Source organism: Flavobacterium sp. (assembly GCF_044341265.1).
Lineage (GTDB): Bacteria > Bacteroidota > Bacteroidia > Flavobacteriales > Flavobacteriaceae > Flavobacterium.
Genome location: NZ_JBIISA010000027.1, coordinates 14,265 through 39,202, shown reverse-complemented (window position 1 = coordinate 39,202; position 24,938 = coordinate 14,265). Strand labels below are relative to the sequence as shown.

The following is a 24,938-nucleotide window of genomic DNA, read 5'->3' as shown; positions in this document are numbered from 1 at the left end:
TATTGATAATAAAATTACTTATATACATATAGTTAAATACAATTATCTAAATAATAACTTTAATTTTAATTTCTATGAACAAAACCACCAAATTCGTATGGGCAGTGTTACTTATGGGCACTGTCGTTGCTTGCAAACAAGCAGAAAATGAAAACGCAACCGAAGCGACTTACAACCAACCAAGTGCTTCTGCTGATTCAACAAGTGTAATTTCTTCCTCAGCAGCTGTTGAACCCAAGAACAGTAATCGAAAATTTGTTAGAACTGCCGACATCAAATTCAAAGTCAAAAACGTAGCCAAATCAACTACAATTATTGAAGACGCTACAACGAAATTTGGTGGATTTGTAACCTACACCAACCTGCAAAGCCATATAAATGAGGAAGACAAAACCAAAGTAAGTCCAGATAGTACGCTTGTTACCACAAAATATACTGTTGACAACAATATAACTATTAGAGTTCCTAACACCCAATTGGATACCGTTGTAAAAAGTATTGCTAAGCAAATTGATTTTCTAAACTTTCGCGTTATTAAAGCCGATGATGTTACACTTCAAATGTTGTCTAATAAGATGGCTCAAAAAAGAAGTACTGTTACCGAAAAGAGAATTGCAACTGCTATTGATGAGAAAGGTAAAAAACTAAATCAGGTTATTGATGCCGAAGAGAATCTTGACACCAAAAAAGAACAGAATGATGCTAAAACAATAGAAAACTTATCCTTGCAAGACCAAGTGAACTTTAGCACACTAACACTACAAATTTATCAAGATCAAACCGTCAAACAAGAAATGGTTGCCAATGAAAAAAGCACCAACGCCTATCGTCCGAATATTGGACTTCAGATTTGGGACAGTTTAAAAACTGGTTGGTTTATTTTAGAAAGCATTATTTCTTTTGTAGTTGTGCTTTGGCCTTTTGCCCTTATGGCCTTCTTAGGATATCTGGGTTATAAAAAATATTTGAAAAAGTAAATTTGGAATTATAGTCTTACAGAACCACTCTTAGTAGTGGTTTTTCTATTTGAAATAAAATTTATTATCTTTGAGAAACTAACCAATAAATTTTAAAACTATGAGAATTGCAATTATTATTGTGAGATTACTACTTGGTGGCATGATGTTGTTTGCTTCCATTTCCTATTTCTTTAATCTCGGACCGGCACAGCCTCAACCTACAGGTGATATGGCTACACTAATGGCAGGTTTTATGGCTTCTAAGTACATTTTCCCAGTAGCAAAAACAATTGAACTGTTGGCAGGATTGACCCTGATTTCAGGAAAATTTCTACGTATTGGGATTATTGTCCTACTTCCTATTAGCATCAATATTTTTCTTATTCATGCAGTAGTTACCAAATCAGATTTACCAATGGCAACAGCTATTTTATTGGCAAACGTTTTCTTGATTTACGCAAACTGGAACAGCTACAAACATTTATTTGAGTGGAAATAAGAACAAGAGTTTCTGAATTTGAAGACTTTATTTTAAAGGTAGTAGCAATTTTACCAAAACCTAACCGATGAGATATTTTATAACCTTTCTTACTATAACAACGCTTTTTACGTCGAATTTTTCATTTGGTCAGAAGAGTAAAAACTACAGTTATTTAATTGATTGTTTTAAAAATTCTTCCACTGAAAAAGGTGAAAGAACTATAAATGGAATTGGTAATGTGGAAGAAATTGCTTTAAGTTCTAATGAGCTTAATGAAACTGGGATTTTATACTTTGAAATTCCAAAAAATAAAAAGAGCAAGTCACTTGTAAAATTAGCTGAATTGGTGACGAATGATTATATAATAACTTGGAAAAACAATTCAAAAGTCTTACTTAATCAAAAATACGAAAATACTAATGCTTGTATAATTGATTTGAGACTTCATATTAAAATTGAAAATATTTATATGCAGGTAATTGTTATAAATGATGGTGAAAAGATTTATCAGATAATGTGTTTTAGAGATACTGCAGACGAAACTTATTTTAATTTATTAATAGATAAAGTAAAAGTGCAAAACTGCTTATAATAGTCATTTTAATCAATTTAACACCAATGAGCTCAATACTATTTTGGGCTCATTTTTTATTTTCCAAACTAAATAAAAACTAAAAAACTATCTTTGCAAAAAAAAAGTGATGTACAAAGTCTTAGCTAAAATAAACAAACTTTTACTGCCAAGTTTTACCAAACAGCAATTGGATTTGGCTAAAGCTAAAAAGTGGCAAATGGCGCTTATCGCTTATCGTTATTATGTAACTTGTCGTGCCATTGACTAATATGTCATCGCCGCAAAAATCTCATTGTCACCCAATTTATCTCTTCCGTGAAGGAAAGTTAACTCCATTAGAAAATTGCATTGCACTATTTCTCCGCCTAAGCGTTCAACTAGTTCGCAAACCGCTTTTGCAGTTCCGCCTGTGGCTAAAACATCATCATGAATTAGCACTCTATCGCCTTTTTCAATAGCATCAATATGGATTTCTAAAGTATCCGTACCATATTCTAAATCATAGGATGCAGAAATAGTTTCATAAGGCAACTTCTTTGGTTTACGAACAGGAATAAAACCTGCATTTAATGCTTCGGCTAAAAGTATTCCGAAGAAGAAACCTCTGCTTTCTACTCCAATTACTTTACTAATTTGCTTATCTTTTATGGTTGAAAGAAGTAATTCAAGTGTTTCTTGTCTTGCAACTGGGTTACTTAGTAAAGGTGTAATGTCTTTGAAACCAATTCCTGGCTTCGGAAAATCCTGAATATCACGGATGTATTTTTTAAGTGGCATAATTTTTAAATTTAATCCTCATTTTGATTTGCAAGTTACACATTTATCTTTATATTTGCACCCACAAAAAAGGCCTCGTGGCGCAACTGAATAGCGCACTTGATTACGGCTCAAGAGGTTACTGGTTTGAATCCAGTCGAGGTCACTTAAGAATGAAAAGCTCTGACGATAGTCAGGGCTTTTTTTGTATCCCATTTTTAATTTTGAGCTTGCTCAAAGAATTAAAAATGGGATACAAAAAAAGTTTTTCAATAGCAGATTGAAAAAAGCTTTTCATTTCCACTACGGAGCTCTTTCTGGAACTTGCGAAGCAAAATCCAGAAAAAATGCAGATTGAAAAAACCTTCCCATTCATCTACAGCACCCATTCTGGAATAACGAAGTTAATTCAGAATAAAAAAGCTTTTCAATCGCAGATTGAAAAAACTTACTCCTTTCTAAATGGAAAATAAATGTAATCAAATACATACAAAAAATAAAAAAAACACCATTTTATCGTTAAAATGTTACCAATAATCGTGTTTTATTAAAATACATTTAGTAGATTTGTTAATAATATTTATTATGAAAAGGTACCTTTACATACTTCATCTTATCTTTCTTCTGAACCAATTTGATGGTTTTGGATTCAACCTTTCTGTTACAACTGCTAACGAAACTTGTGCTGGAAATGGTAGTTTGCTATTTAATGCAACCAATACTATTGCTGGAGGAAGTATTCAGTACATCATCTATAAATTACCCAATACCACTACTCCTTTTGCAACAACTACTGCTGCAACACTCAACGGATTAGTTGCAGGAGACTATAGAGTAATTGCAAGAGAAACAGTTGGTACCACTACTACAGAGCAACAACAAGATGCAACCATAGTAAACTCCGTTGTGCCCTTAGCTTTTTCGGTTCAAAGTTTAAATCAGGCTTGTTCTAACACAAGTACTATCTCGGTTAATACCCTTACTGGATTTCCTGTTTCTTATGAAATATTTAGTGGTCCGTTATTGTTCCCATTACAGAGTTCTAATACTTTTTCAGGTTTGCCGGTTGGCGTTTATAAAATTAGAGTTTTTGATAATTGTGGAATAGGTATTGTAACAACTTTTACGGTGGTTCAAAATACTACTGGTCTTACCATTGGACAACCTCAAACCGCTCAAACTTCACCAGTTAATTGCAACTTAGTTTCGGTTACCAATACCTTGACCGCTGCTACTGGAACTGTTATTGGCTATCCGCTAAACATTACTTATACCATTTTTCCACCTGCTGGAGCTACACCTATTGTTTTAAATAGTACACTAAATACAGGGAATGCCACATCACAAAATTTGGTGCAAACCATGACCAATTACATCAATCAGAATTTTAGTTATTCGCTTGCTATTCTTGATGCTTGTGGAGCAACTTATTCTTCAAATTTTATTGTAAACAACGGAATAAATTTAACCAATACCATTACCACACTCGATTGCAACGAAAACTTTTTTACGTTTACGCTATCGAATTTTGTTCCTCCTTACAATATAAATTTTAATTCATTTCCGGCTGGATTTAATCCTGCGCTTTTCAACAACGCTTATCCTGGTCCTTACAATCAAAATAGTGTCTCTTTTGGAGATGATTCGTTACCTACACCAATTGGAAATTATGATGCCACCATTACAGATGCCTGCGGTACTATTCAAAATGTGTCCTTTTCAATAATAAACCGACCTCCTATTCCAACAGCAAGAGGAACTCACAATGGTTGTTTGACTACAACAGGAAACATAAACATCGCTATACCTGGCTATATCATCACCAGTGGCTTAGTTACGGCCGCTCCTTCGGATTATCCGTTTCCATTGCCACACAACATCACATCTTCGATTGATGCTAATGGTACTATAACCCTAAATCCTGTTCCTCTAGGAAACTATAGTTTTCAGTTGACCAATACTTGTAATGATGTTATACCACCTATTTCAACTGTTGTTCCTGCTTATGTAGATCAAGGTTTAGCTAGTGCCATAAGAAATGGTTGTGGTTTGACTACTAGTGCTATTAGAATTGAAAGTTTGAATTCAAAATTAACTTCTATTAGTATTACAGCTGCTCCTACTTCATTTGGATTTAGCTTACCTTTTAATGTATCTTCCAACATTGCCTCTGATGGTGTTCTTTACATGAATAATCTACCTGCAGGAAGTTACACTTTTACTGGAACTGACGAATGTAGTTTCACTAATTCAATTACCGTAAGTGTACAAGGTTATAGCATTACTGCTTCCAATTTTTCATTGATTCCTAATTGCGGTTCTTTCAATATTGCGTTAAATTTTGTAAGTAATGGAACTACAGGTCAAACCTATTGGTTGCAAAAATTAATTAATCCGGTAGCTAATACTTGGGGTAATCCTAGCACCAATGCCCTTTATACCGAAGGTACTGTGCCCAACGAAACTAATTCTATTTCCTTAGCCAACAATACCACCAATTTAAATTTCAGTTTTAATGGTACTTTCCGAATTGTTCGTGCCTTTTTATCATACAATAACGGTAGCGAGTGGAACACAGGTGCTGTAAGTAGTGCTAACAAAAATTGTATTGAAATATTAGCTCCAACATTAAGCTACAATGAATCCTTAGAATTTATAGATGCCTATAGATTGCCTTGTTCTGCTAGTGGAGCTTTAGATGTTTTTATTGAAGCCAACGGAACTACTCCTTTGCGCTATACTTTGGTACAAAAAGACGGACTACCATTCTTTTTTGATAATGGTACTTCCAATACTTTTTTCAATTTAGCGCCTGCCATTTATCTTTTTCAAATAGAAGATATTTGCGGAAATATCGTCAACCGATTGTTTGATGTTAGTGCACTTGGTTCCATCATTTTGATAACAACTCCAAGTGATGTATTGGAATGCAAAACGGTTATTACCAACAACGAAACTTTCGATTTAACACAACAAACTGCTGTTATTTTAGGAACGCAACCAGCTAGTGATTATACCATAACTTATCACACTACATTGGCAAATGCGCAAAATGGAACTAACGCTATTACTAACTTGGTTAATTTCAATCCGGTAAGTAATCCGCAACTTATTCATACTAGAATCGTACTTAATTCGCTTCCGAATTGTTATGAATTAAGAAGTTTTAATTTAATTGTCGGACAAACTCCTAGTTTGAATCTTAATTCCAGCTATTTAAATTGCTCAACAAATCCTACGGTCGTTGATGCATCGCTCAATAATTTACCAACAACCACTTACCTTTGGTCGAATGGTGCTACTACTCCATCGGTAAGTATTACGGCTATTGGTGAAACCAATCTAACGGTTACAGCAACAAATACCTACAACGGACAAACGTGTACCAACACAAAAGACATCACTGTAATTAATTCGGGACCACCAGTTATAGAAGGTTTTGAAACCTCCGATTGGACTTTGAATGAAAATAGTATTACTGTGATAACATCTGGAAATGGTTCTTATGAGTACTCTTTAGATGGCACTACGTTTCAAGACGAAAACTACTTTAACAATTTAGCACCAGGATTGTATACCATTTATGTAAAAGACAAAGCCGGTTGTGGCATTACCCTTAAAACCATTTGGTTGCTTTACTACACCAAATATTTTACACCCAATGGTGATGGCTATAACGATTACTGGAGAATTGAGGACGCTGAAAACGAACCTGAATTTAGAGTAGAGATTTTTGATAGATATGGTAAAACCGTTACAGCTTTCACTTCAAAGAGTGCCGGTTGGGATGGCACTTACAACGGAAATCTACTAGTTTCTGACGATTATTGGTTTGTTGCCTACCGTGCCGATGGTAGAACGCATAAAGGACATTTTAGTATGAAGCGATAATCTTTCGTTCTTTTGGAGCACAGAGTTGCACGAAGTATGGCACGGAGTTACACAGAGTTTCTTTTTTAGAATTCTCCTCCTTTGGAGGAGTGGCCGAAGGTCGAGGTGGCTTTTATTTGGAGCACAGAGTTACACGGAGTTTTTTTTAAAATCTTCTGTGATTGTTGTTCTTAATTGGAAAGCGGATTTACTCAGATATCTTTTATAAACTAAATATTTAATGTCATAAACTTAGTTAAGATTAGTTAGCTTTAGTAACTATTTAAACAAGACTTATTGCTTGAGTACTAGCAATTGGTTTAACAGCACAACAAAGTTTAAAACGCTCGACCTGATAGGTTTGAGCGTTTTTTTTTGAAAAATAACCATTTCTAGGGATGCATATTTTAAGAAATACTTGTTTATTTGTAGTATTATCCAGTAAGCCGAAAAGGGAATTTATAGAGTAGGTCGATTTAAAAATAGAGATACTATGAAAACATTTGAAAAATTTATTGAGCAATATTACAAAGGATTCAACTTTATTTCCATAGCCAGTGAAGCCTTTTTACCTGGTGCTATCATTAATAGTGATGACCGAATTATTGACTATGTTGGTAGAATATTTCCTAAAGAAAATCCGGAAAAATGGTCTTATAAAACCATAAAAGCCAACATCCCTAGTGAGATTATAAAAGGCGAAAGAAGTTTGGACATGGGCATTTCTATTTTGGGATTGTTTTCTTTAAAAGGTGGATTTACCTCAAAATATGATATCTCTTTTGAATTTAATGAAGTTACCCAAATCGTTTTTGATACTGAAAATGGTGGCGCCTATGAAAATGAGATTAGAAGAATGATCATGAACTTAAAAAAGTCGGATAGAGACTTGTGGAAAAGTATCTTACATGAGCATGTAATAATGGAAGTAGTAATTGTTAAATCAGCGGTTATTGAGTTTAAGAAGAATGGAACTGTGGTGGGTGAAGCTGAATTTGAAGACATTAAAAAAAATGTAAGTATTAATGGCTCTTTCAAATGGAATAGCGAAGGCAAAATGGTTATCGATAATGTCAACAATATTCCTTTCGGAGTAATGGATTTTCAAATAAAGCGAAATATGTAAAAATGGAGCTTCATTTCGAGCAAGACATCAGATAATTTCTTAGCGTATTTCATTGGAATACTAACTACACAAACCAACTCATTATGACTACAACCACTACCAATTCTAATACTGGAAACGAAAACCGAGTAATCTCTTACCATAAAATACGCCGTGCCGTTGGGCTTATTGGTATGCTCCTACCCTTTAGTTTATGGCTGTTAAATACCATCATCAATGAATCGGGTATTTTGTATAATACTTTTTGGATTACCTTTAGTGATACCTATGAACCTGCCGATAATCTAAAAGATTCTATAAGTCATTTTTATTATGCTACCGTTGGCGAACTATTTACAGGAGCTTTGTGTGCTGTTTCGTTATTTTTGTTTTGCTATCGCGGTTATGACAAGCCCAAATCTGGAAAATATCATTTCGTACCAGGAGATAACTTTATGTGCAATTTTGCAGCGGCTATGGCACTTTTGGTAGTCATCTTCCCTACTAGTTCTGAACCTATAACGGATAACTTTAGGGCTTTTGTTAGTAGTGAATTTACCGGCTATATTCATTATGGAGCTGCTGTGCTTTTCTTTCTTTCTTTGTCTGTTATATCGTTTGTAAACTTTAGACGCACCAAAGACCCAAAAAAGTTTGGCAAAATGAAATCGCATCCTATCTATAAAAACTGTGCTCTGATTATGGTAGCTTGTATGGTAGCGTTGTTAGTGATTTTTGTTATTAGTGGAAAAGATGCCTCTATAACTTGGCCCGATGACTACAACATCACCTTTTGGCTAGAAACTGTTATGCTTATTGCCTTTGGAGTTTCTTGGGTGGTAAAAGGCGAAATTGACCAACAGGTAATGAATACCAACTACTTTGGTAATGGTGTAGAGGAAAGTAAAGAAAATAAATAATTACTTTGTTTATGTTTAAAACGCTCGACCTGATAGGTTTGAGCGTTTTTTTTTTGAAAAATACCTATTTGTAGGGATGTTTATTTTGTGTAATAATAGTTGGTTTGTAGTATTAACCAACAAATTAAAACTATGAAAACAAAATTATTTCTATTGCTTTTACTACTTTCTGCTATTAGCAATGCACAAACTGTAACTCTACTTTCGCCAAATATTAAAAATAAATATGAGGTTAAATTTGAGGATAATAAAAAAGAGGAGATTGAAATTAGCATTATTGATAGTGAAAAAAAATCAATTGCTCATAAACTAACAATGAAAGACGACACTCCAATTAGTTTTATAAATAGTGGTATAGTAAAAAAAATAGATGAAATATCTTCAAATTTCTTCTATGATATTTTAGATTCTAAAATTTTTATTAAGACTAATGTATCAAAGGAGACTATGACTAAAAATGATTTTTATATTGAGTTAAAAAAGCTCTCAAAAAAAGATTTTATTCTTTTACTTAGAACTGTGACAATGTTTAATGAAAAACCAGACTATAAATCTTATTTAAATTCAATTGCTAATATAAACGGCTCTGATAAAATTTTCAATAATACCGATATAAAATATCAAATAAAAAAAACTGCTGTTAATGAATATAAATTATTTGATAATTTAACCGAAATAAAAGTTGTTGATATTGAAAATGAGGATGGATTTTTTGAAATCCTCTACAATGAAGTTAAGGACAAAAACAATATAATTGATTTGTTTTTTACTGACGATATCTTTAAAAAATTTAAAGCAACCGATTTATTATCTGCTGAAAATACTAAAGAATTAGAAAAGGCTTACCAAAAATTGAAAGGTCAAGAAAAAGTTTCAGATTATAATTATATGGGGTATATTGGAACTAACTTTGATTTGGTAGAAGGTGTTAAAGCTAAAAATGTTTTTTTTGCTATAAATGTTCTTTCAAAACCAAAAAGAGAAAAAGATAAAATTGGGTTTTATATAAGTCTTTATGGAAACAGAACTCTCTCTAAAAATGACTCTATTAAAAATATAATAAGAGAGTATCGAGTTTTTGATTCAATTGTTGATACACAGACACAAAAATTTTCTCAACGACAATTATATGATTATAGTAAAACCGTAAACATAGATAATTTAGGTGCTTATTTTTCTCCTTTAGTAAAAGTTTGGAAGTTGAGTAACCTAGATGGTGCAACACAATTCTTTATCAGTCCTTCATTAGAATTTATTTGGAGAAGAATCTCAATAGTTAATAAAATATCAAATATCCAAAATGAAACTCCTTTTTTAGTTCCTGGTTCAACTAACAATTATACACAACAAATCAGCAAAAATCCAAAATCTTACCAATATAATATTTACGATTTCAATTTAGGAGCTGGTTTTTGGCTAATACACGAAAATCCCAAAATCAGTGTGCGCCTAAATATGAATCTTGGATGGTTAAGAAGTTTTGCTCCTAATATTGAAAATGCCCTTGAAACAGAATCATCGGGTATCACTACGTATTACATAAAAACTGCTGATATTTTTTATACTGGAAAACTATGGATAACCGAATCGGGCACTGGAATAACTTTACAAGCCGAAATACTAAATACATTTACTACACCAAATCCATTTTATGGAGTAACACTATCCAAAGCATTTGATTTTGAAAAACTTGGTAACTTTTTCAAACCAATTACATCGAGATAAAAATAAATTTTGCTTTTTTACCCAAAATACGGAAAACCGTAAAACCAATCGTTTTGCGGTTTTTATATTTGTAGAAAATCTTATAAACAAACAATTCTTGCCCAAACAAATTATTTTTGATACGTTTGACAAAACTAAACCAACCAACCCAATGACCGACGTACAACTAGCGCAATGCAAAACTTGTTTAAATCGAAAAAAAGGCACTTTCGAAGCTGATGATATCTGTAATATTAGAGGATTTAAACCTAAAGACGATGAATCTTGCCCTTACTTTGAACAAGACAAACAAGTAATTCCTACTACCGAAAACAAACAAGACCATTTAAAACCCAACGAAAACAGAGCCAAATATGTAATGATAGCTATCTTGATAGTGTTGTTGATAGATATGGCTTCGGCGGTTTCTGCCTATTTTCAATACCAGCTTTTGATTGACTTAAAAAACGGTATTTTTACGCCAGACGAAGTACTAGAAAACAACGATTTGCGCGAACAAATTATTGGATACTTCTATATCGTTGCTTATATAGCGAGTGTAGTCTTTTTTATTCTGTGGTTTCGTAGGGCTTATTTTAATCTCGCTGTGCGCACTGGTAACACCCAACACAGTGAGGGCTGGGCTGCCGGAAGTTGGTTTGTACCCATCATAAGCTTGTATCGACCTTACCATATTATGAAGGAACTCGATGAAGAAACCAGCGAATTACTTACCACTGCTACCAAAAAAGAGGTGGCTACCAATACTTTTATTATTGGCACTTGGTGGACGCTTTGGATTATTACCAATTACGTTGGACAATATCTTTTTAAAAGAATGTTGAAAGGTGAAACTCTTGAAGACTATATCGATTTAACGCGCCTTGATATTGTTACTTCTTGTTTGGGAATACCTTTAGCACTTATCACGGTGTACATGATTAAAAACTACGCCAACAAAGAAACTGCGCTAGTTGCCGAAGAAAATAGAAAACCCGAACCTCAAACCGAACACCCTATTTAAATACGTTTTTTTAATTATTTTTACCCTCATACGGAAAACCGTAAAACACATCGTTTTGCGGTTTTTATTTTTGTTTTTAATCACGTAAAACTACCTAGTAAACTATTGTTAAAGTTATTTATTTTTGGTAGGTTTGGATACAATAATTTAAATCCCTTCTAGAATTAACTTTATTAATGAAATCAGAAAAACTAAAACTCTCTCAATTAGAGCAATACCTATCAAAAGCAGCTTGGATTCTTAAAGGTCCTGTTGATGCTTCTGATTTTAAAATCTATATATTTCCGCTTTTATTCTTTAAAAGATTGTCTGATGTATTTGATGAGGAATATCAAATTGCCTTAGAGGAATCGGATGGTGATAAAGAATATGCTTTATTACCAGAATTTCATCGCTTTATTATACCTGAAGGTTGTCATTGGAATGATGTTAGGGAAACAACTTCAAATGTTGGATTAGCTATTGAAAAAGCATTACGTGGAATTGAACAAGCCAATCAAGAATATTTGTATGGTATTTTTGGTGATGCACAGTGGAGTAATAAAAACAAACTATCTGATAGATTACTTACCGATTTAATTGAACATTTTTCTCAATACTCTTTATCAAATTCATTGGTTGAACCTGATATTTTAGGGCAAGCCTATGAATATTTAATCAAACATTTTGCAGATTTAACCAACAAGAAAGCTGGTGAATTTTATACACCACGTTCTGTTGTTCATTTGCTTGGTTTGATACTAGACCCACATGAAGGAGAAAACATTTATGACCCTGCTTGCGGAACTGGTGGAATGTTGCTGGAATGTGTTGACCATTTAAAACACAATAATGAAGATTACAGAACCTTAAAGTTGTACGGCCAAGAAAAGAACTTAACATCTAGCTCGATTGCTCGAATGAATATGTTTTTACACGGAATTGAAGATTTTCAAATTGCCCGTGGTGATACCTTGAGAAATCCTGCTTTTTTTGAAGCAGACGGACTAAAAACTTTTGATTGCGTGATTGCCAATCCTCCTTTTTCATTGAAAGATTGGGGTTCTGATATTTGGGTTAACGACCCATTTGGAAGAAATATTGCCGGAGTTCCACCACAAGGAAATGGCGATATGGCTTGGGTACAACACATGATTAAATCTATGAACGCGACAGGTAGAATGACTGTTGTTTTACCTCATGGAGCTTTGTTTAGAAAAGCATCAGAAGGAAAAATTAGAGAAGCCATATTGAAAAAAGATGTGCTTGAAGCCGTGATTGGTTTAGGACCGAATATTTTTTACGGCACCCAATTAGCCGCTTGTGTATTAGTTTTTAAACAACAAAAAGAAAAACATAAACAAGGCAAAGTGTTGTTTATTGATGGTTCGGAGCAAGTACGAGTAGGAAGAGCACAAAACTTTTTAGAACCTAATCATGTGCAGCAATTGTACCAATGGTTTACACAATTTGAAAATGTAGAAAACTTTGTGAAAGTAGCTTCTATAGAAGACATAAAAGAAAATGATTACAATTTAAACATTCCACTTTATGTGGAAAAAATCATCGAAGACAATTTACCTTCGGTTGAAGAAGCATTAGCTGATTTAAAAACAGCTTGGGAAGAAAGTTTAAAAGCAGAAGAAAAGTTTAAAAATATTCTGAAAGAGTTCATTAATGAATAGAAAAGACAAAATAGTTCATCATAGTAACTTACTTGCTAAACAAATAGGATTAAATCCTGAAGACAAAGAGTTCAATTATGGCAGAGGAATTGGTCAAGCAGATAATTACTGTTTAATATCTGATTGGATTATAATTTTTGAACTCGAGTTTTCACAAAGACATCCTGAAATGAATGTTTTAAAAGTCTGGCCATTTTTGGATGAATATTCTAATAAAAAAATATTTCTTATTCATCATATTACTGATACAAAAAGCGTTTCTCCGAATAGAATCGAATTGAGTACATTCATAGCTAATAAGGTTAAAAATGAACACAATAATAGATTTGATTATTTTCAAATACTCAATGAATTTGATAAGTCAAAAGAGGCAGAATTAAAAAAGGTATTAAAACAAAAACAAATTATATAATTTATCATGGCATACGAAACTCCCATTACTATTAAAAAGGCTATCGAAAACATCAGAAAGCGTTATTATGTGCTTCCTTCAATACAACGAGAATTTGTATGGGATACAGAACAAATTGAACGTCTTTTTGATTCTATTATGCGTGATTACCCAATTAGTACTTTTCTTTTTTGGAAAGTAGATAAAAACAGAATTAAAGATTTTCAATTTTACGAGTTCTTAAAAAATTATCACGAAAAAGATGCCCGACATAATAAAAAAGCTGATTTAAGTAATGACGAGGACGTGATTGCAATACTAGATGGACAACAACGAATGACTTCTATGTATATTGCATTGACTGGAACTTATGCTAAAAAAATACCTTACTATCGTTGGGACAGTCCTTATGCTTTCCCTAAAAAGAAATTGTATTTGAATTTATTAAGTAAATCGGATAATATGGAGGTAGAATACGATTTTAAATTTTTAACCAAAGAAGAAGCTGAAAATAAAGAAACATTTATTGCAGATATCAATGATGATACCGAAGAAACTGATTTGAAAAAATCTTCTTTTTGGTTTGAAGTTAGTAAGATTCTAGATTTTACAGATATTAGTAAAGTTATGGAATTCTTAATGCTTAATGGCTTAATGGATACCTCAAAATATACACAAGTTGAAGCAACTTTTGCATTACAAACATTGAATCAATTCTTTAACGTAATTCACCAAAAAGGAACCATTAGTTATTACCTTGAAGAAAGCGAAGAACTTGACAAAGTATTGCAAATTTTCATAAGAATTAATAGTGGAGGAACAAAACTTAGCTACTCTGATTTATTACTTTCAATAGCTACAGCTCAATGGAAAGAAAAAGATGCGAGAGAGGTGATTCATGAGTTTGTAGATACCATTAATGGTATTGGTGAAGGATTTAATTTTAATAAAGATTTTGTTTTAAAATCATGTTTAGTATTAGCTGATTTCTCAGACATCAAATTCCAAGTGGATAACTTTACCAAAGAGAATATGGCTATTATTGAAGCTAATTGGGATAGCGTTTCTTCTGCAGTACAAAAAGCCATTGAATTGGTAGCCAAATTTGGTTATAGCCGAGACAATTTGTTAGCTACAAATTCCATTATACCTATAGCCTATTTTATCTATAAAAATCAATTTGATGCTACTATTTTACATGCTGGAGTTAGAGAAAATGATAGAAAAGCAATCAGTGAATGGCTTGCTAGAGTATTGTTGAAAGGAACATTTGGTGGAACACCAGATGCTATATATCCTGTTATGAGAAACCTTACCAATGAGCATTTAGGCAAATTCCCTCTTGAAGAAATTATTGACTATTACAAAGGTAAACGTAAATCAATATCATTTAGTGATGATGATATTGAAAATATCTTAGAAATGGAATATGGTTCTGCAAGAACTTATTGTGCTTTGACTTTATTGTATCCATCATTGAATTACAATTTTAAATACCATCAAGACCATATTCATCCCAAATCATTTTTCAATAAACGCAAATTAGCCACACTTGGTATTGAAGACGACAACACTAAACAAGAATTTATTAATAGTTTTAATAAATTGTCTAATCTTCAATTATTACAATCCAATTCCAATATTGAAAAAAGTGATAAAACCTTTAAAAATTGGTTGGAAGAAATGTATTCCAACCCAAATGATATTCAAACTTTCTTAATTCAAAATCATATTAAATCAGATGCTTCAATAGAATTTACAGATTTCATTAATTTCTATACTGAAAGAAGAAGTAGTTTGAAACTAAAATTACAAGAAGTTTTGAATGTTAGAAATACAGAAGTTAATTCATAAACAAAAAGCTTATGTTTTATTCAATATTATTACAAGTAGCAAACACACCACAAGAAACAGATGTGGATTATAAATTAATCATGACTTTAGTTTCAGCATTGTCAGGAGCACTCATTGGTGGCGGAATTACCGTTTGGCATAAACGAAAAGAAATTAAAAACTTATCAGAAACCTTAAAACTTCAAATGGAAAATTTGAATTTGCAAAAAGATTTATTTCAAGAAACTGTAGTGAACAATGAATTGAAAATAAAAGCAGAATTAGTAAGACTTGAAGATTTAAATAGACAATATCAATTAAGTTTACAAAAGTATGATTTTGAGCATTTATCAAAAGTTTTAGATTTTGCTGGTGACTCAAATGAAAAAGTAAAAATGCTAAAAGATTTTTCTAAAATTTTGAAGGACTACAATCCAAATCATACTTATTATTATGATCAATGTGAATATGAAGAATACATAATAAATCATGTTTATTATAAATTGGATTTTATTAATACGAGTATTATTAAATTATTACATGACTATCCTGCTGTCTTCAATACACTTCACGATGAGTTCAAGAGCGTAAGTGCTGAAGCTAATTATTTAATTGGCTATTCGGGTGAAATATCATCATATAGCGATGATATGGATGAAGAAAGAATTATAAATCAACTAGCACCAAACCTTCTTAAACTTCATGAAAGCTTTTATGATTTACTAAAAAAAATGCAACAAGAATTCTTAGAACTTGATACCCTTAAAAAGAATTATATCAGAAGTCAATTTACCACAAGAACACAATAATAAAATGACCCAACAACAACTAGAAAAATACCTTTGGGGTGCAGCAACAGCTTTGCGTGGTACCATAGATGCAGGAGATTACAAGCAATACATATTTCCGTTGCTGTTTTTCAAACGTATTTGTGATGTATATGACGAAGAATTTGAAAAAGCATTAAAAGACAGCGATGGCGATTTAGAATATGCCGCATTTGCTGAGCACCATCATTTTTTAGTACCAGAACAAGCGCATTGGAAAAAAGTACGTGAAACTACAGTCAATATTGGTATGGCCATTCAAGAAGCCATGCGCGAAATTGAAAAAGCCAACCCTGAAACTTTGTTTGGGATTTTTGGCGATGCGAGTTGGACTAATAAAGACCGACTTTCGGATGCAACCTTGACCAACTTAATTGAGCATTTTTCACAACACCAATTGAATCTTAAAAACGTACCTGATGACCAATTAGGAAACGCATACGAATATTTAATCAAAGAATTTGCCGACGATAGCGGACATACAGCAGCCGAGTTTTACACCAACAGAACTGTAGTAAAACTGATGACCATGATTATGAATCCGCAACCAGGCGAAAGTGTTTATGACCCAACTTGCGGAAGCGGTGGTTTGTTGCTAAACTGCGCATTGCACCTAAAAGAAGAAGGCAAAGAATACCGTACTCTAAAACTCTACGGACAAGAAATAAACCTCATTACCTCAGCCATTGCACGAATGAATATGTTTATGCACGGCATTGAAGAATTTGATATTGCTCGTGGTGATACCTTGGCACAACCAGCTTTTATAGAAAACGACGAATTGAAAAAGTTTAATGTAATCTTAGCCAATCCTCCTTACTCGATTAAAGCTTGGGATAGAAAAAGTTTTGAAACCGATGCTTACGGACGTAATATTTGGGGAACGCCACCGCAAGGTTGTGCGGATTATGCTTTTCAGCAACACATACAAAAAAGTTTAAACAAAGATAACGGACGTTCTATTTCACTTTGGCCTCATGGAATTCTATTTAGAGATTCTGAAGCCGAAATGCGCCGTAAAATGGTAGAACAAGATTTGGTAGAATGTGTGATTGGTTTGGGACCGAATTTGTTTTATAATTCACCAATGGAAGCGTGTTTGTTAATTACAAATAACAATAAACCGAAAGAAAGAAAAGGAAAGGTTTTAATTGTAAATGCTTTAAAAGAAGTAAAACAAGAAAAGAATATTGCCTATTTAGAAAATAAACACATTCAAAGAATTTACAATTCTTACAAGTCATTTATTGATGAGGATGGATTTTCAAAGATTGTCTCTAATGAAACTGTATTAGAAAACAAAGGAAGTTTGAACATTGCTCAATATCTCAGTAACGTAACAATCGATTTAAATAAAATGTCTTTTAAAGATGCTTTTTCTAATTGGGAAACCAATTCTAAAAAACTAAAAGATAATATGAATGAATTATTTCAAATCTTAAATTAATGGAAACGATAATGACAAAAATAGATTTGAATAACTTAGATAAATCAACTTGGGAAACATTTACATTTGAAGAAATAGCATCTAAAGTTTCTGAAACTGTTGACCCTAACAAAACCGATTTAGGTATTTATGTAGGTTTAGAACATATTGATGCCGAAGATATTCACATAAGAAGAACTGGAACTCCAGATGATGTAAACGGTCAAAAGCTAAAATGTTATCCAGGTGATGTTATTTTTGGTAAACGTAGAGCCTATCAAAGAAAAGCAGCTATTGTAGATTTTGAAGGAATTTGCTCAGCACACGCTTTTGTTCTGAGAGCTAACCCAGAAGTTATTGACCCTAAATTATTTCCTTTCTTTTTGCACTCTGACCAATTTATGCATCGTGCAGTAGATATTTCTGTTGGTGGACTTTCTCCAACTATAAATTGGGGTGATTTGAAACATCAAGAATTTCAACTACCTCCCAAAGACCAACAAGCTCAATTAGCGGAATTACTTTGGACGATTAATGATGTTATTGAGAATGAAAATGAAATATCGAATAATTTGAAAACAATTGATTTGGCATATTTAAAACATTATTTTTATGATAATATAACTTCAAAAAGAATAAAACTTAAACAAATTGTTTCTATTAAAAAAGGTAAGCAACCTTCTGAATTAATATCAGATAAAATTGGAGTACCTTATTGCAAGGCTAAATATTTAAGATATGGTATTATTGAAGAAGTTGTTCCTGAAAATTCATTGCAAAATTCAATACTTATTGAAGACAATAATATCGTTGTACTATGGGATGGGGCAGCTGGTGAAGTTTTTAAAGGAAAAAAAGGAGTTTTAGCGAGTACAATGTCTAAGCTTACTATAAAAAATAAAGAATTTCTTAATGATTATTTATTTGAATTTATAAGATTTAGATCAAACTCTATTAACAGAGCCTCAGTTGGTTCAGTTATTAAACATGTTGACCCTACTTATTTTAATAACATCTTAGTGCCAAAATTAAGTATTTTAGAACAAGAGTTAATTATTAAAAAATTTGATTTTTTAAGAAAAAGTATAGAAGATTTTGAGTTAAAAATTTCCAGTTCCCAATCGTTACAAAAAAGTTTAATTAATCAGGTGTTTTAATGGCGTATAAAGTTTTCTTTGCTTTTCAAATGGATATCGATGATAGATTCGGAAAGGGATTTATTCAGTCTGCTATAGAAATTGCTATTCAAAAATTCAAAACTGAAGGGATTGATATTTCTCTCGACTTCGGTTTTAGAGGAACGCCTGGAACCCCATTACTGATTGAGGAAATGCTGAAGAAGAGTTCGGAATCTGACATGGTAATTGTTGATTTAACCTTTACTTCTTCAAAAGCTTGGTCCGAAGCAAAAAAAATTAAAATTTGGGGCAAAGAGATTAAAATAAAAGGCAAAGAGTTATTAATGCTGGACTTTACGCAGGAAAAAAAATCACCTAATCCAAATGTACTCTTGGAAACAGGTTATGCATGGGCTAAAAAAGGAACCTACCGAACTTTGGTTGTGATGAACGAAGCATTTGGGGCTCCAGATGAATTACCTGTAGATTTGAAGGGATTCAGATGGGGCATTACCTATGATTTGAATGAAGGCAATTATAAAGCACGAAAAGAAAAAAGAAAAATTCTAGCAGATAATCTTTACGATGCCATAAAAGCTTCGATAAAATCAGAAGCTTTGTATTTGCAGGAAAAATTGACTCCTATATATGTTAAATCAGAATGGGATAAAGATTATAACTATCCTTATTTTTTGACAGCCAAAGTAAAAGCAAAAATTATATAACTTAGGACATTAATTAAAAAAAATAACGGCAGTATACGACTAACAGGGCTAAAAGATACCGGTAAAACCAGATTAGTGAATGAGGTTTTTAAATCGAATAGTGTTGATTTAGTATATGACAATAAAAATGAATCATTATTATATTATGATATAGAAGGCCCGCTAAAAGGAGATATTGGTAAGCAACTTGTTGATTTGAGAATGGCAAATCAAGAAAAGTTTTTAATACTTGATAACTGTAGTAAAACTGAACATGATAAATATGTTCAGTTATTTAAAAATACAAAAGTAAGGATAATCTCTATTGCTACTGTCAAATCAAATCTGGATACAGATCATGCAAACGTATTTTTAGATGAAGAAATTACGAAGGAAATACATGAGAGTGTTTTAACTAAAAAATTTGATTCTGTGGGAAAAAAGGTCCCAATAGAATTGGTTTCATTAAGTTTGTCTGAAACCATAACATTTCTTGAAAATAATGTTGAAGAAGAAACAGGAGACAGAACAATTATTGAACTTTTAGAAACAATAATCGGAGAGGATAATTTAAAAAATGGAGCTTTCGAATTTTTACAGATAATTAGTTTATTTGGCGCTATTGGTGTATCCGATCGCTATGTTACCGAAATTAATTCAATTAAATCATTTTTTTTAAATGATATGGGTGATGATAATATTAATAATAATATTCAAATATTAATTGCAAAAAAGCTTCTTTCAAAAAAAGTAGACTATATTTTAATAACTGGATTTGAGGAAGAATTGATTGCAGACTGGTGGGTTAAGAAAAAAGCATCATTAAATGAGATTCTTAAAAAATTAGAAGGTACAGGTTTATTGTTTAAATTTATTAATAGAATAATGACTAATCTGAATGAAGAATTCCAAAAAGAATTAAACAGTCTTTTATTCTCTGATAACAGCATTCTTTACGATAACGATTTTTCGGAATCACTTGAAGGTGCTGAGTTTATTAATAAATTAACTATTGAATTTCCTTTGGAAGTATTAGACATCATGGATAAAAAAATTAACAATGAGTAATGCTAAACTAAATACATTAGAAAAACTATGTTATACTAGCGAAACTGCTAGAAAAGCAATTGAGCTAATTTATAAGTTAGCTATTACTGATAACGATTTAAATAATAGTGCTTACTTCACTTTTGTAGATTTATTTCAAGTTTATTTGGCAGAAACAGTAATTGATTTAAAAACTAGATTAGAAATTATTGATGAGTTACAAAGCAAAAGATTAACCAAACTAATTATTACTGCTTATGAACGAGGATTAAAAGCATTTGGTTTCATAGGACATGTTCACGGTTCAGATGATAACTTAATTGAAAAACAATATAGACCTTCTTTTGATGAAGTAAAAATATATCAAGAAGAAATAATTAGAAGACTCAAATTAATTACTCTAAGTGATACAACAGAATTAGGTATTCAAGCAAAGGAATCTTTATATTCAAGATTTTCAGAACAAATTCATTATGGTCAAAGTGAATTGATACTTACGACCATTGAAGAAATTGTATTTACTAAAAAAATACTCGATGATCATTTAAGAAATAAATTTATTGAGTTTACAGCAAAAAAAGCTGAAGTTCCTAATAAGATCAAGATAAGAATCAATGCCATTTTAGAACAATTTCAACCAGAAAGCGTTGAAGAAGAGTTACGATTAATAGTTAGTGAATCTCCATGGATTAATGAAAAAGTTGGAGATAGTTATGTAAATATTTCAAGCCAAAAAGCAACTGATTTAGCTAATCATTATATTAAAGAACAGATTGATTGGTTACCTCACTTAATTCAATTACTAAAAGGAGAACAAAGGCAAACTTTTTATTTTGCTGAAGCGATAGCAAAAAATGGTTTTGAAAAGGATTTAATTATTAATTCATTAATTGATTGTTTAAAATCTATCCCATTAGAAGAACAAAATTCTGTTTTTGTTAATGGTTTAGTAATTGGTATCAATGATAATAACTTTACAAGACAAGTAATTTCAAAATTAATTGAACATCCAGAAACAGAAGTGCATGGAATCAGACAAATTCGTTTTTTAAAGCCAATTACGAAAGAAGATATAATTTTTGTTAGACCTCTTTTAGAAAAAAAACCTGAATACTTAAGAAATCTTGAATATATTGAATTGACTAATTTTTCAAAAGAAGATTTAATTGAAGTTACTTCCTGGATTAAGGACATTAATTACTCTTTTGCGATTGAACTTTTGTACGAAGTTTTAAGAAAGCAAGATCGATGGTATGAATTAAAAGACGTCGTAAACGAGTATCTTTATGTTGATAAGATATTTCAAATAAAATCCTTCATAAACTTAAGTCTACATATTGAAGAGCTAATAAAAAAATCTATAATAGAAAACCCCGAAGAAAGTAAAATCTGCTTTTTAATAGATTTAATAATCAAAGGCTATGATGATTTTAATAATGAAAGTATATTAGACCATTTGACTTATTTTTTCCTTGAAAATTATTGGGAAATTTCATGGAACTATATTGGTGATTTTCTTGCCAACGAAGAAGGTCGTTATCATGGTTTAACTATGTTTTTAGAAAAATATAGATTTGAAAATGAAAAGTTATTTGATTGGTCACAAAAAAACACAGAAAAATATCCTGCTGTAGCATTTCAATTTATGAATATATATGTTGAAGAATCAAATGGTGAATTATCATGGGAGCCTGTTGCAAAAAAAATGATTGATTTATTCGGAAAACAAAATAAAATACTTGAACATCTTTCTTCAAAACTCTCTTACTATTTAATTTATCATTATTCCGCTGAAAGTTTGTATAAGAAAAGAAAACGATTTATTGAAGAATTAATAGAACATCATTTTGATGAAGTAAAATCATTTGTTCAAAAAGAAATTGAATATCTTGATAATAAAATAGAACAAGAAAGAAAGTTTGGTGAGAATTACGAATTAGGAAGATAATTTATGGCAATATTAGATATACATAATGAATTATTGGATTTGTTGGTTAGTTATAGTAAAGATATTCCTAACTTCAGATTCAGACCGCGTAAGACCAATCGCTCCAATAGATTGGCAAGTGGACATTGGTTTTTAGGTAACGAAGACTATTTAGCTATAGGTTTTTGGTCAGGTGATGATTGGAGAACTAAATTACCCAACATTGCCTTTATGGTTGATTATGAAGGTAGTTGTTGGCTACATTTTTCTGCAACAGATACTGATAAAAAATTCAATTTTATACTTAATAATATTTTTCCTGAACTTGGCATAATAATTAGAGAAAAAGATTTTATTGAGAAAGGTGGTAAATATAACCACCCATTTAAAGGTAGAAATATCAAGGAATGTCTCTTAGAATTTATAGATTATTATTGGCCTAAAATTGATAACGTTATAAAAAAACAATCCGTAAATGAAGATAGTTTAATTAGAATTATTGATGAAAGCGTCTTCAATAGGGATCTTGAAAAAGTTCTTTATTATAAAAAAAATATTGAACAGATTGAAGAGGAAATAAATTATATAAAACCTTCTAAATTAATAGGATTTGAAATCAAAAACTATCGTTCAATAAAACATCTAATTTTAGAAAACATCCCATTAAAATCCCAATGGATTTTTTTGACAGGTGAAAATGGTGTAGGTAAAAGCAATATAATAAAAGCTCTAGCAAAAACAATTGGTTTTGGAAAAATTGAAGAAAATGAAACTGATAAAGTAAATCTTTTCGAATGTGAGTTATTTTTAAAATCAAGCTCAATTCCAGATGAAAACCAAGCTTTTTTGAGGTCAGCAAATAATCACATAGGTCGAATTAAACCTCTATTATTGGGATTTGCAGCATATGGTCCATTTCGCTTGAATCCAATTCATGGTGGATTAAGTGCAAATCAATTACAAGAAGCAAGAAGTAAAAATGGAAATTTAAGCACGTTATTTAGTAACAAAGCATATTTACTAGATTTAGAAACTCAATATAAAGAATGGTATGATTCTCCTAATAATCAAGAATTTGCAAATCGAACCTATATTATAAAAGAATTTCTTGAAGGGCTTTTACTTAACATAGGAGAAGTAGGATTTGGTCATAAAATTAATGGTATTCCAACTACTTTATTTAGAGAGAAAGATGGCGAGAATAATTTATATAATCCAGTTGGAATTGAAAAACTTTCTTCAGGCTATATGAGTATACTTGCCATGATGAGTGACTTGTTAGTCAGATTATATAGACAACAGCCCGAGATAGATGACCCAGGCGAATTGAGAGGAACCGTATTGATTGATGAGATTGATATTCACTTACACCCAAAATTTCAAAAACATTTTGTAGAACAATTAACAGCAGCTTTTCCTAAAGTACAATTTATTGTTACAACTCATAGTCCAATACCCTTATTGGGAGCACCAAAAAATAGTGTGATTTGTGTTGTTAAAAGGAATGTAGAGTTGGGAACTTATATCGACCGAATTGACGAAGAAATTATAATTGAAGACATGTTACCTAATGCAATATTGAGTTCTCCAGTATTTGGCTTTAAAGAATTATTTCCTGTTTCACACAATAAAAATAAAAAAATAAGAACAGAAGATAACTTTGAAGATTTAATAAAAAATGATGAATTAAAGTCCAAACTGAAAGAAATTGCTATTAATTTAAGAAACAAATAAGTGAGACATATTCAAAAAGACATAGATAATCAAATTGCAAGAACGAGATTAGAATCTGTTAGCTATATGACAGATACTAATCACTCTATTAATGTTACTAAAGGTAAATATTATCAAAGTAAAAAATATGGACATAAAATTATAAGAGATGAATTAAAAGATATTTATCATAATAAATGCGCCTTTTGTGAGTCAAAAATTAAACCAGTTGCTACACCCAATGTTGAACATTTCAGACCAAAATCTGAAATATCAAGAGTTAATGAAAATGGATATTATTGGCTTGGATATGAATGGTCTAACTTATTATTAGCTTGTCCTTCATGTAATGGAGCTAAAAGTACAAAGTTTCCTTTATATGGGGATAATCATATAACAACGCATCCGGTTGACGTTCATGGTAATATCGATTATTCAAGATTTCCTGAAAATCAAGGATATCTTGCGAAAGAAAGACCTTTATTGATAAATCCTGAGTATTGGCATCCAGAAAAGCTAATGTATATAGACTATTTTGGCAGATTGATTCCAATTAAGAATAATGTTTTCGCAACTACAACAATAAGAGAAATTGAATTAAATAGAGATGATTTAGTTGCAAAAAGACAAAAAAAAATTGATAAAATTATAGTTAGACTTGAAGAACAAATTTTTGCAAGATATGGTGATAATCCATTGAATGATTTACAATACCAATATCAATTAAATATAATTTTTAAGGATATCGTAGGAAGACTAGACAAAAAAGCTGAATATACTTTGTTAGGAAAATGTATGGTCGAAAGGTTTGATGAACTAATTTTAGAAGATATAGAGCCTGAATTCAGAGAAGAAATAATGAATTATTTTATTGACTTTTTAAACAACCTTTAAG

At 31.4% G+C, this 24,938-nt stretch carries 22 protein-coding genes and 1 tRNA gene; 22 read left to right on the top strand and 1 reads right to left on the bottom strand.

The annotated features are described in order from the left end of the window. Nucleotides 1-74: 74 nt before the first annotated feature. The 4 genes from ACIQ06_RS12390 to ACIQ06_RS12375 all read left to right on the top strand — a co-directional run bounded on the left by ACIQ06_RS12390 (nt 75) and on the right by ACIQ06_RS12375 (nt 2,282). Nucleotides 75-977 carry a DUF4349 domain-containing protein gene (locus tag ACIQ06_RS12390; protein ID WP_396146754.1) on the top strand — a complete coding sequence of 301 codons (903 nt, stop codon included), beginning with the start codon at nt 75-77 and terminating at the stop codon, nt 975-977. A 100-nt stretch (nt 978-1,077) separates the two neighbouring features. Continuing rightward, nucleotides 1,078-1,458 (top strand): DoxX family membrane protein, encoded by a 381-nt coding sequence (locus tag ACIQ06_RS12385; RefSeq protein WP_396146752.1) that lies wholly within the window; start codon nt 1,078-1,080, stop codon nt 1,456-1,458. 67 nt (nt 1,459-1,525) lie between these two features. Continuing rightward, nucleotides 1,526-2,032, top strand: a complete 507-nt coding sequence (locus tag ACIQ06_RS12380; protein ID WP_396146750.1) for a hypothetical protein — start codon at nt 1,526-1,528, stop codon at nt 2,030-2,032. Nucleotides 2,033-2,141: 109 nt separating this feature from the next. Beyond that, nucleotides 2,142-2,282, top strand: a complete 141-nt coding sequence (locus ACIQ06_RS12375) for an SsrA-binding protein (protein ID WP_298306146.1) — start codon at nt 2,142-2,144, stop codon at nt 2,280-2,282. Here the strand turns inward: ACIQ06_RS12375 and ACIQ06_RS12370 are convergent. Then, complete coding sequence (locus tag ACIQ06_RS12370; RefSeq protein WP_396146748.1) at nt 2,279-2,791, bottom strand: adenine phosphoribosyltransferase; 513 nt, start codon at nt 2,789-2,791, stop codon at nt 2,279-2,281. The genes ACIQ06_RS12375 and ACIQ06_RS12370 overlap by 4 nt on opposite strands. A gap of 71 nt (nt 2,792-2,862) precedes the next feature. Here ACIQ06_RS12370 and ACIQ06_RS12365 point away from each other — a divergent pair. The 18 genes from ACIQ06_RS12365 to ACIQ06_RS12280 all read left to right on the top strand — a co-directional run bounded on the left by ACIQ06_RS12365 (nt 2,863) and on the right by ACIQ06_RS12280 (nt 24,937). Then, nucleotides 2,863-2,936 (top strand) — tRNA-Arg (locus ACIQ06_RS12365). A 181-nt stretch (nt 2,937-3,117) separates the two neighbouring features. Then, nucleotides 3,118-3,243, top strand: a complete 126-nt coding sequence (locus ACIQ06_RS12360) for a hypothetical protein (protein ID WP_396146746.1) — start codon at nt 3,118-3,120, stop codon at nt 3,241-3,243. A gap of 112 nt (nt 3,244-3,355) precedes the next feature. After that, nucleotides 3,356-6,661 (top strand): T9SS type B sorting domain-containing protein, encoded by a 3,306-nt coding sequence (locus tag ACIQ06_RS12355; RefSeq protein WP_396146745.1) that lies wholly within the window; start codon nt 3,356-3,358, stop codon nt 6,659-6,661. 472 nt (nt 6,662-7,133) lie between these two features. Beyond that, a complete protein-coding gene (locus ACIQ06_RS12350) occupies nt 7,134-7,766 on the top strand; it encodes a hypothetical protein (RefSeq protein WP_396146743.1) in 633 nt (210 codons plus the stop codon). Nucleotides 7,767-7,849: 83 nt separating this feature from the next. Next, nucleotides 7,850-8,665, top strand: coding sequence for a hypothetical protein (locus ACIQ06_RS12345; protein WP_396146741.1), 816 nt, complete (start codon nt 7,850-7,852; stop codon nt 8,663-8,665). Nucleotides 8,666-8,797: 132 nt separating this feature from the next. After that, nucleotides 8,798-10,390 (top strand): hypothetical protein, encoded by a 1,593-nt coding sequence (locus tag ACIQ06_RS12340; RefSeq protein ID WP_396146739.1) that lies wholly within the window; start codon nt 8,798-8,800, stop codon nt 10,388-10,390. A gap of 151 nt (nt 10,391-10,541) precedes the next feature. After that, on the top strand, nt 10,542-11,393 hold the full coding sequence (locus ACIQ06_RS12335; protein ID WP_396146737.1) for a DUF4328 domain-containing protein: 852 nt from the start codon (nt 10,542-10,544) through the stop codon (nt 11,391-11,393). A gap of 176 nt (nt 11,394-11,569) precedes the next feature. Next, entirely contained in the window at nt 11,570-13,057 is a 1,488-nt protein-coding gene (locus ACIQ06_RS12330) for an N-6 DNA methylase (protein ID WP_396146735.1), read from the top strand. Then, entirely contained in the window at nt 13,050-13,469 is a 420-nt protein-coding gene (locus ACIQ06_RS12325; RefSeq protein ID WP_396146733.1) for a hypothetical protein, read from the top strand. Before ACIQ06_RS12330 ends, ACIQ06_RS12325 begins: the two co-directional genes overlap by 8 nt. A 6-nt stretch (nt 13,470-13,475) precedes the next feature. Continuing rightward, nucleotides 13,476-15,302, top strand: a complete 1,827-nt coding sequence (locus ACIQ06_RS12320; protein WP_396146731.1) for a DUF262 domain-containing protein — start codon at nt 13,476-13,478, stop codon at nt 15,300-15,302. An 11-nt stretch (nt 15,303-15,313) separates the two neighbouring features. Further along, a complete protein-coding gene (locus ACIQ06_RS12315) occupies nt 15,314-16,090 on the top strand; it encodes a hypothetical protein (protein WP_396146729.1) in 777 nt (258 codons plus the stop codon). A gap of 4 nt (nt 16,091-16,094) precedes the next feature. Continuing rightward, the gene (locus ACIQ06_RS12310; RefSeq protein WP_396146727.1) at nt 16,095-17,555 is read left to right on the top strand and encodes an N-6 DNA methylase; all 1,461 of its coding nucleotides are present in this window, start codon (nt 16,095-16,097) and stop codon (nt 17,553-17,555) included. Further along, nucleotides 17,555-18,691 (top strand): restriction endonuclease subunit S, encoded by a 1,137-nt coding sequence (locus ACIQ06_RS12305; RefSeq protein ID WP_396146725.1) that lies wholly within the window; start codon nt 17,555-17,557, stop codon nt 18,689-18,691. The genes ACIQ06_RS12310 and ACIQ06_RS12305 overlap by 1 nt, the downstream gene beginning before the upstream one ends. After that, complete coding sequence (locus ACIQ06_RS12300; RefSeq protein ID WP_396146723.1) at nt 18,691-19,377, top strand: hypothetical protein; 687 nt, start codon at nt 18,691-18,693, stop codon at nt 19,375-19,377. Before ACIQ06_RS12305 ends, ACIQ06_RS12300 begins: the two co-directional genes overlap by 1 nt. Before the next feature lie 75 nt (nt 19,378-19,452). Next, entirely contained in the window at nt 19,453-20,424 is a 972-nt protein-coding gene (locus ACIQ06_RS12295; protein WP_396146721.1) for a hypothetical protein, read from the top strand. Continuing rightward, the gene (locus ACIQ06_RS12290) at nt 20,417-22,351 is read left to right on the top strand and encodes a hypothetical protein (RefSeq protein WP_396146719.1); all 1,935 of its coding nucleotides are present in this window, start codon (nt 20,417-20,419) and stop codon (nt 22,349-22,351) included. Before ACIQ06_RS12295 ends, ACIQ06_RS12290 begins: the two co-directional genes overlap by 8 nt. 3 nt (nt 22,352-22,354) lie before the next feature. Further along, nucleotides 22,355-24,064, top strand: a complete 1,710-nt coding sequence (locus ACIQ06_RS12285; RefSeq protein WP_396146717.1) for an AAA family ATPase — start codon at nt 22,355-22,357, stop codon at nt 24,062-24,064. Beyond that, nucleotides 24,065-24,937 (top strand): hypothetical protein, encoded by an 873-nt coding sequence (locus tag ACIQ06_RS12280; protein ID WP_396146715.1) that lies wholly within the window; start codon nt 24,065-24,067, stop codon nt 24,935-24,937. The last annotated feature ends 1 nt before the right edge of the window (nt 24,938 follow it).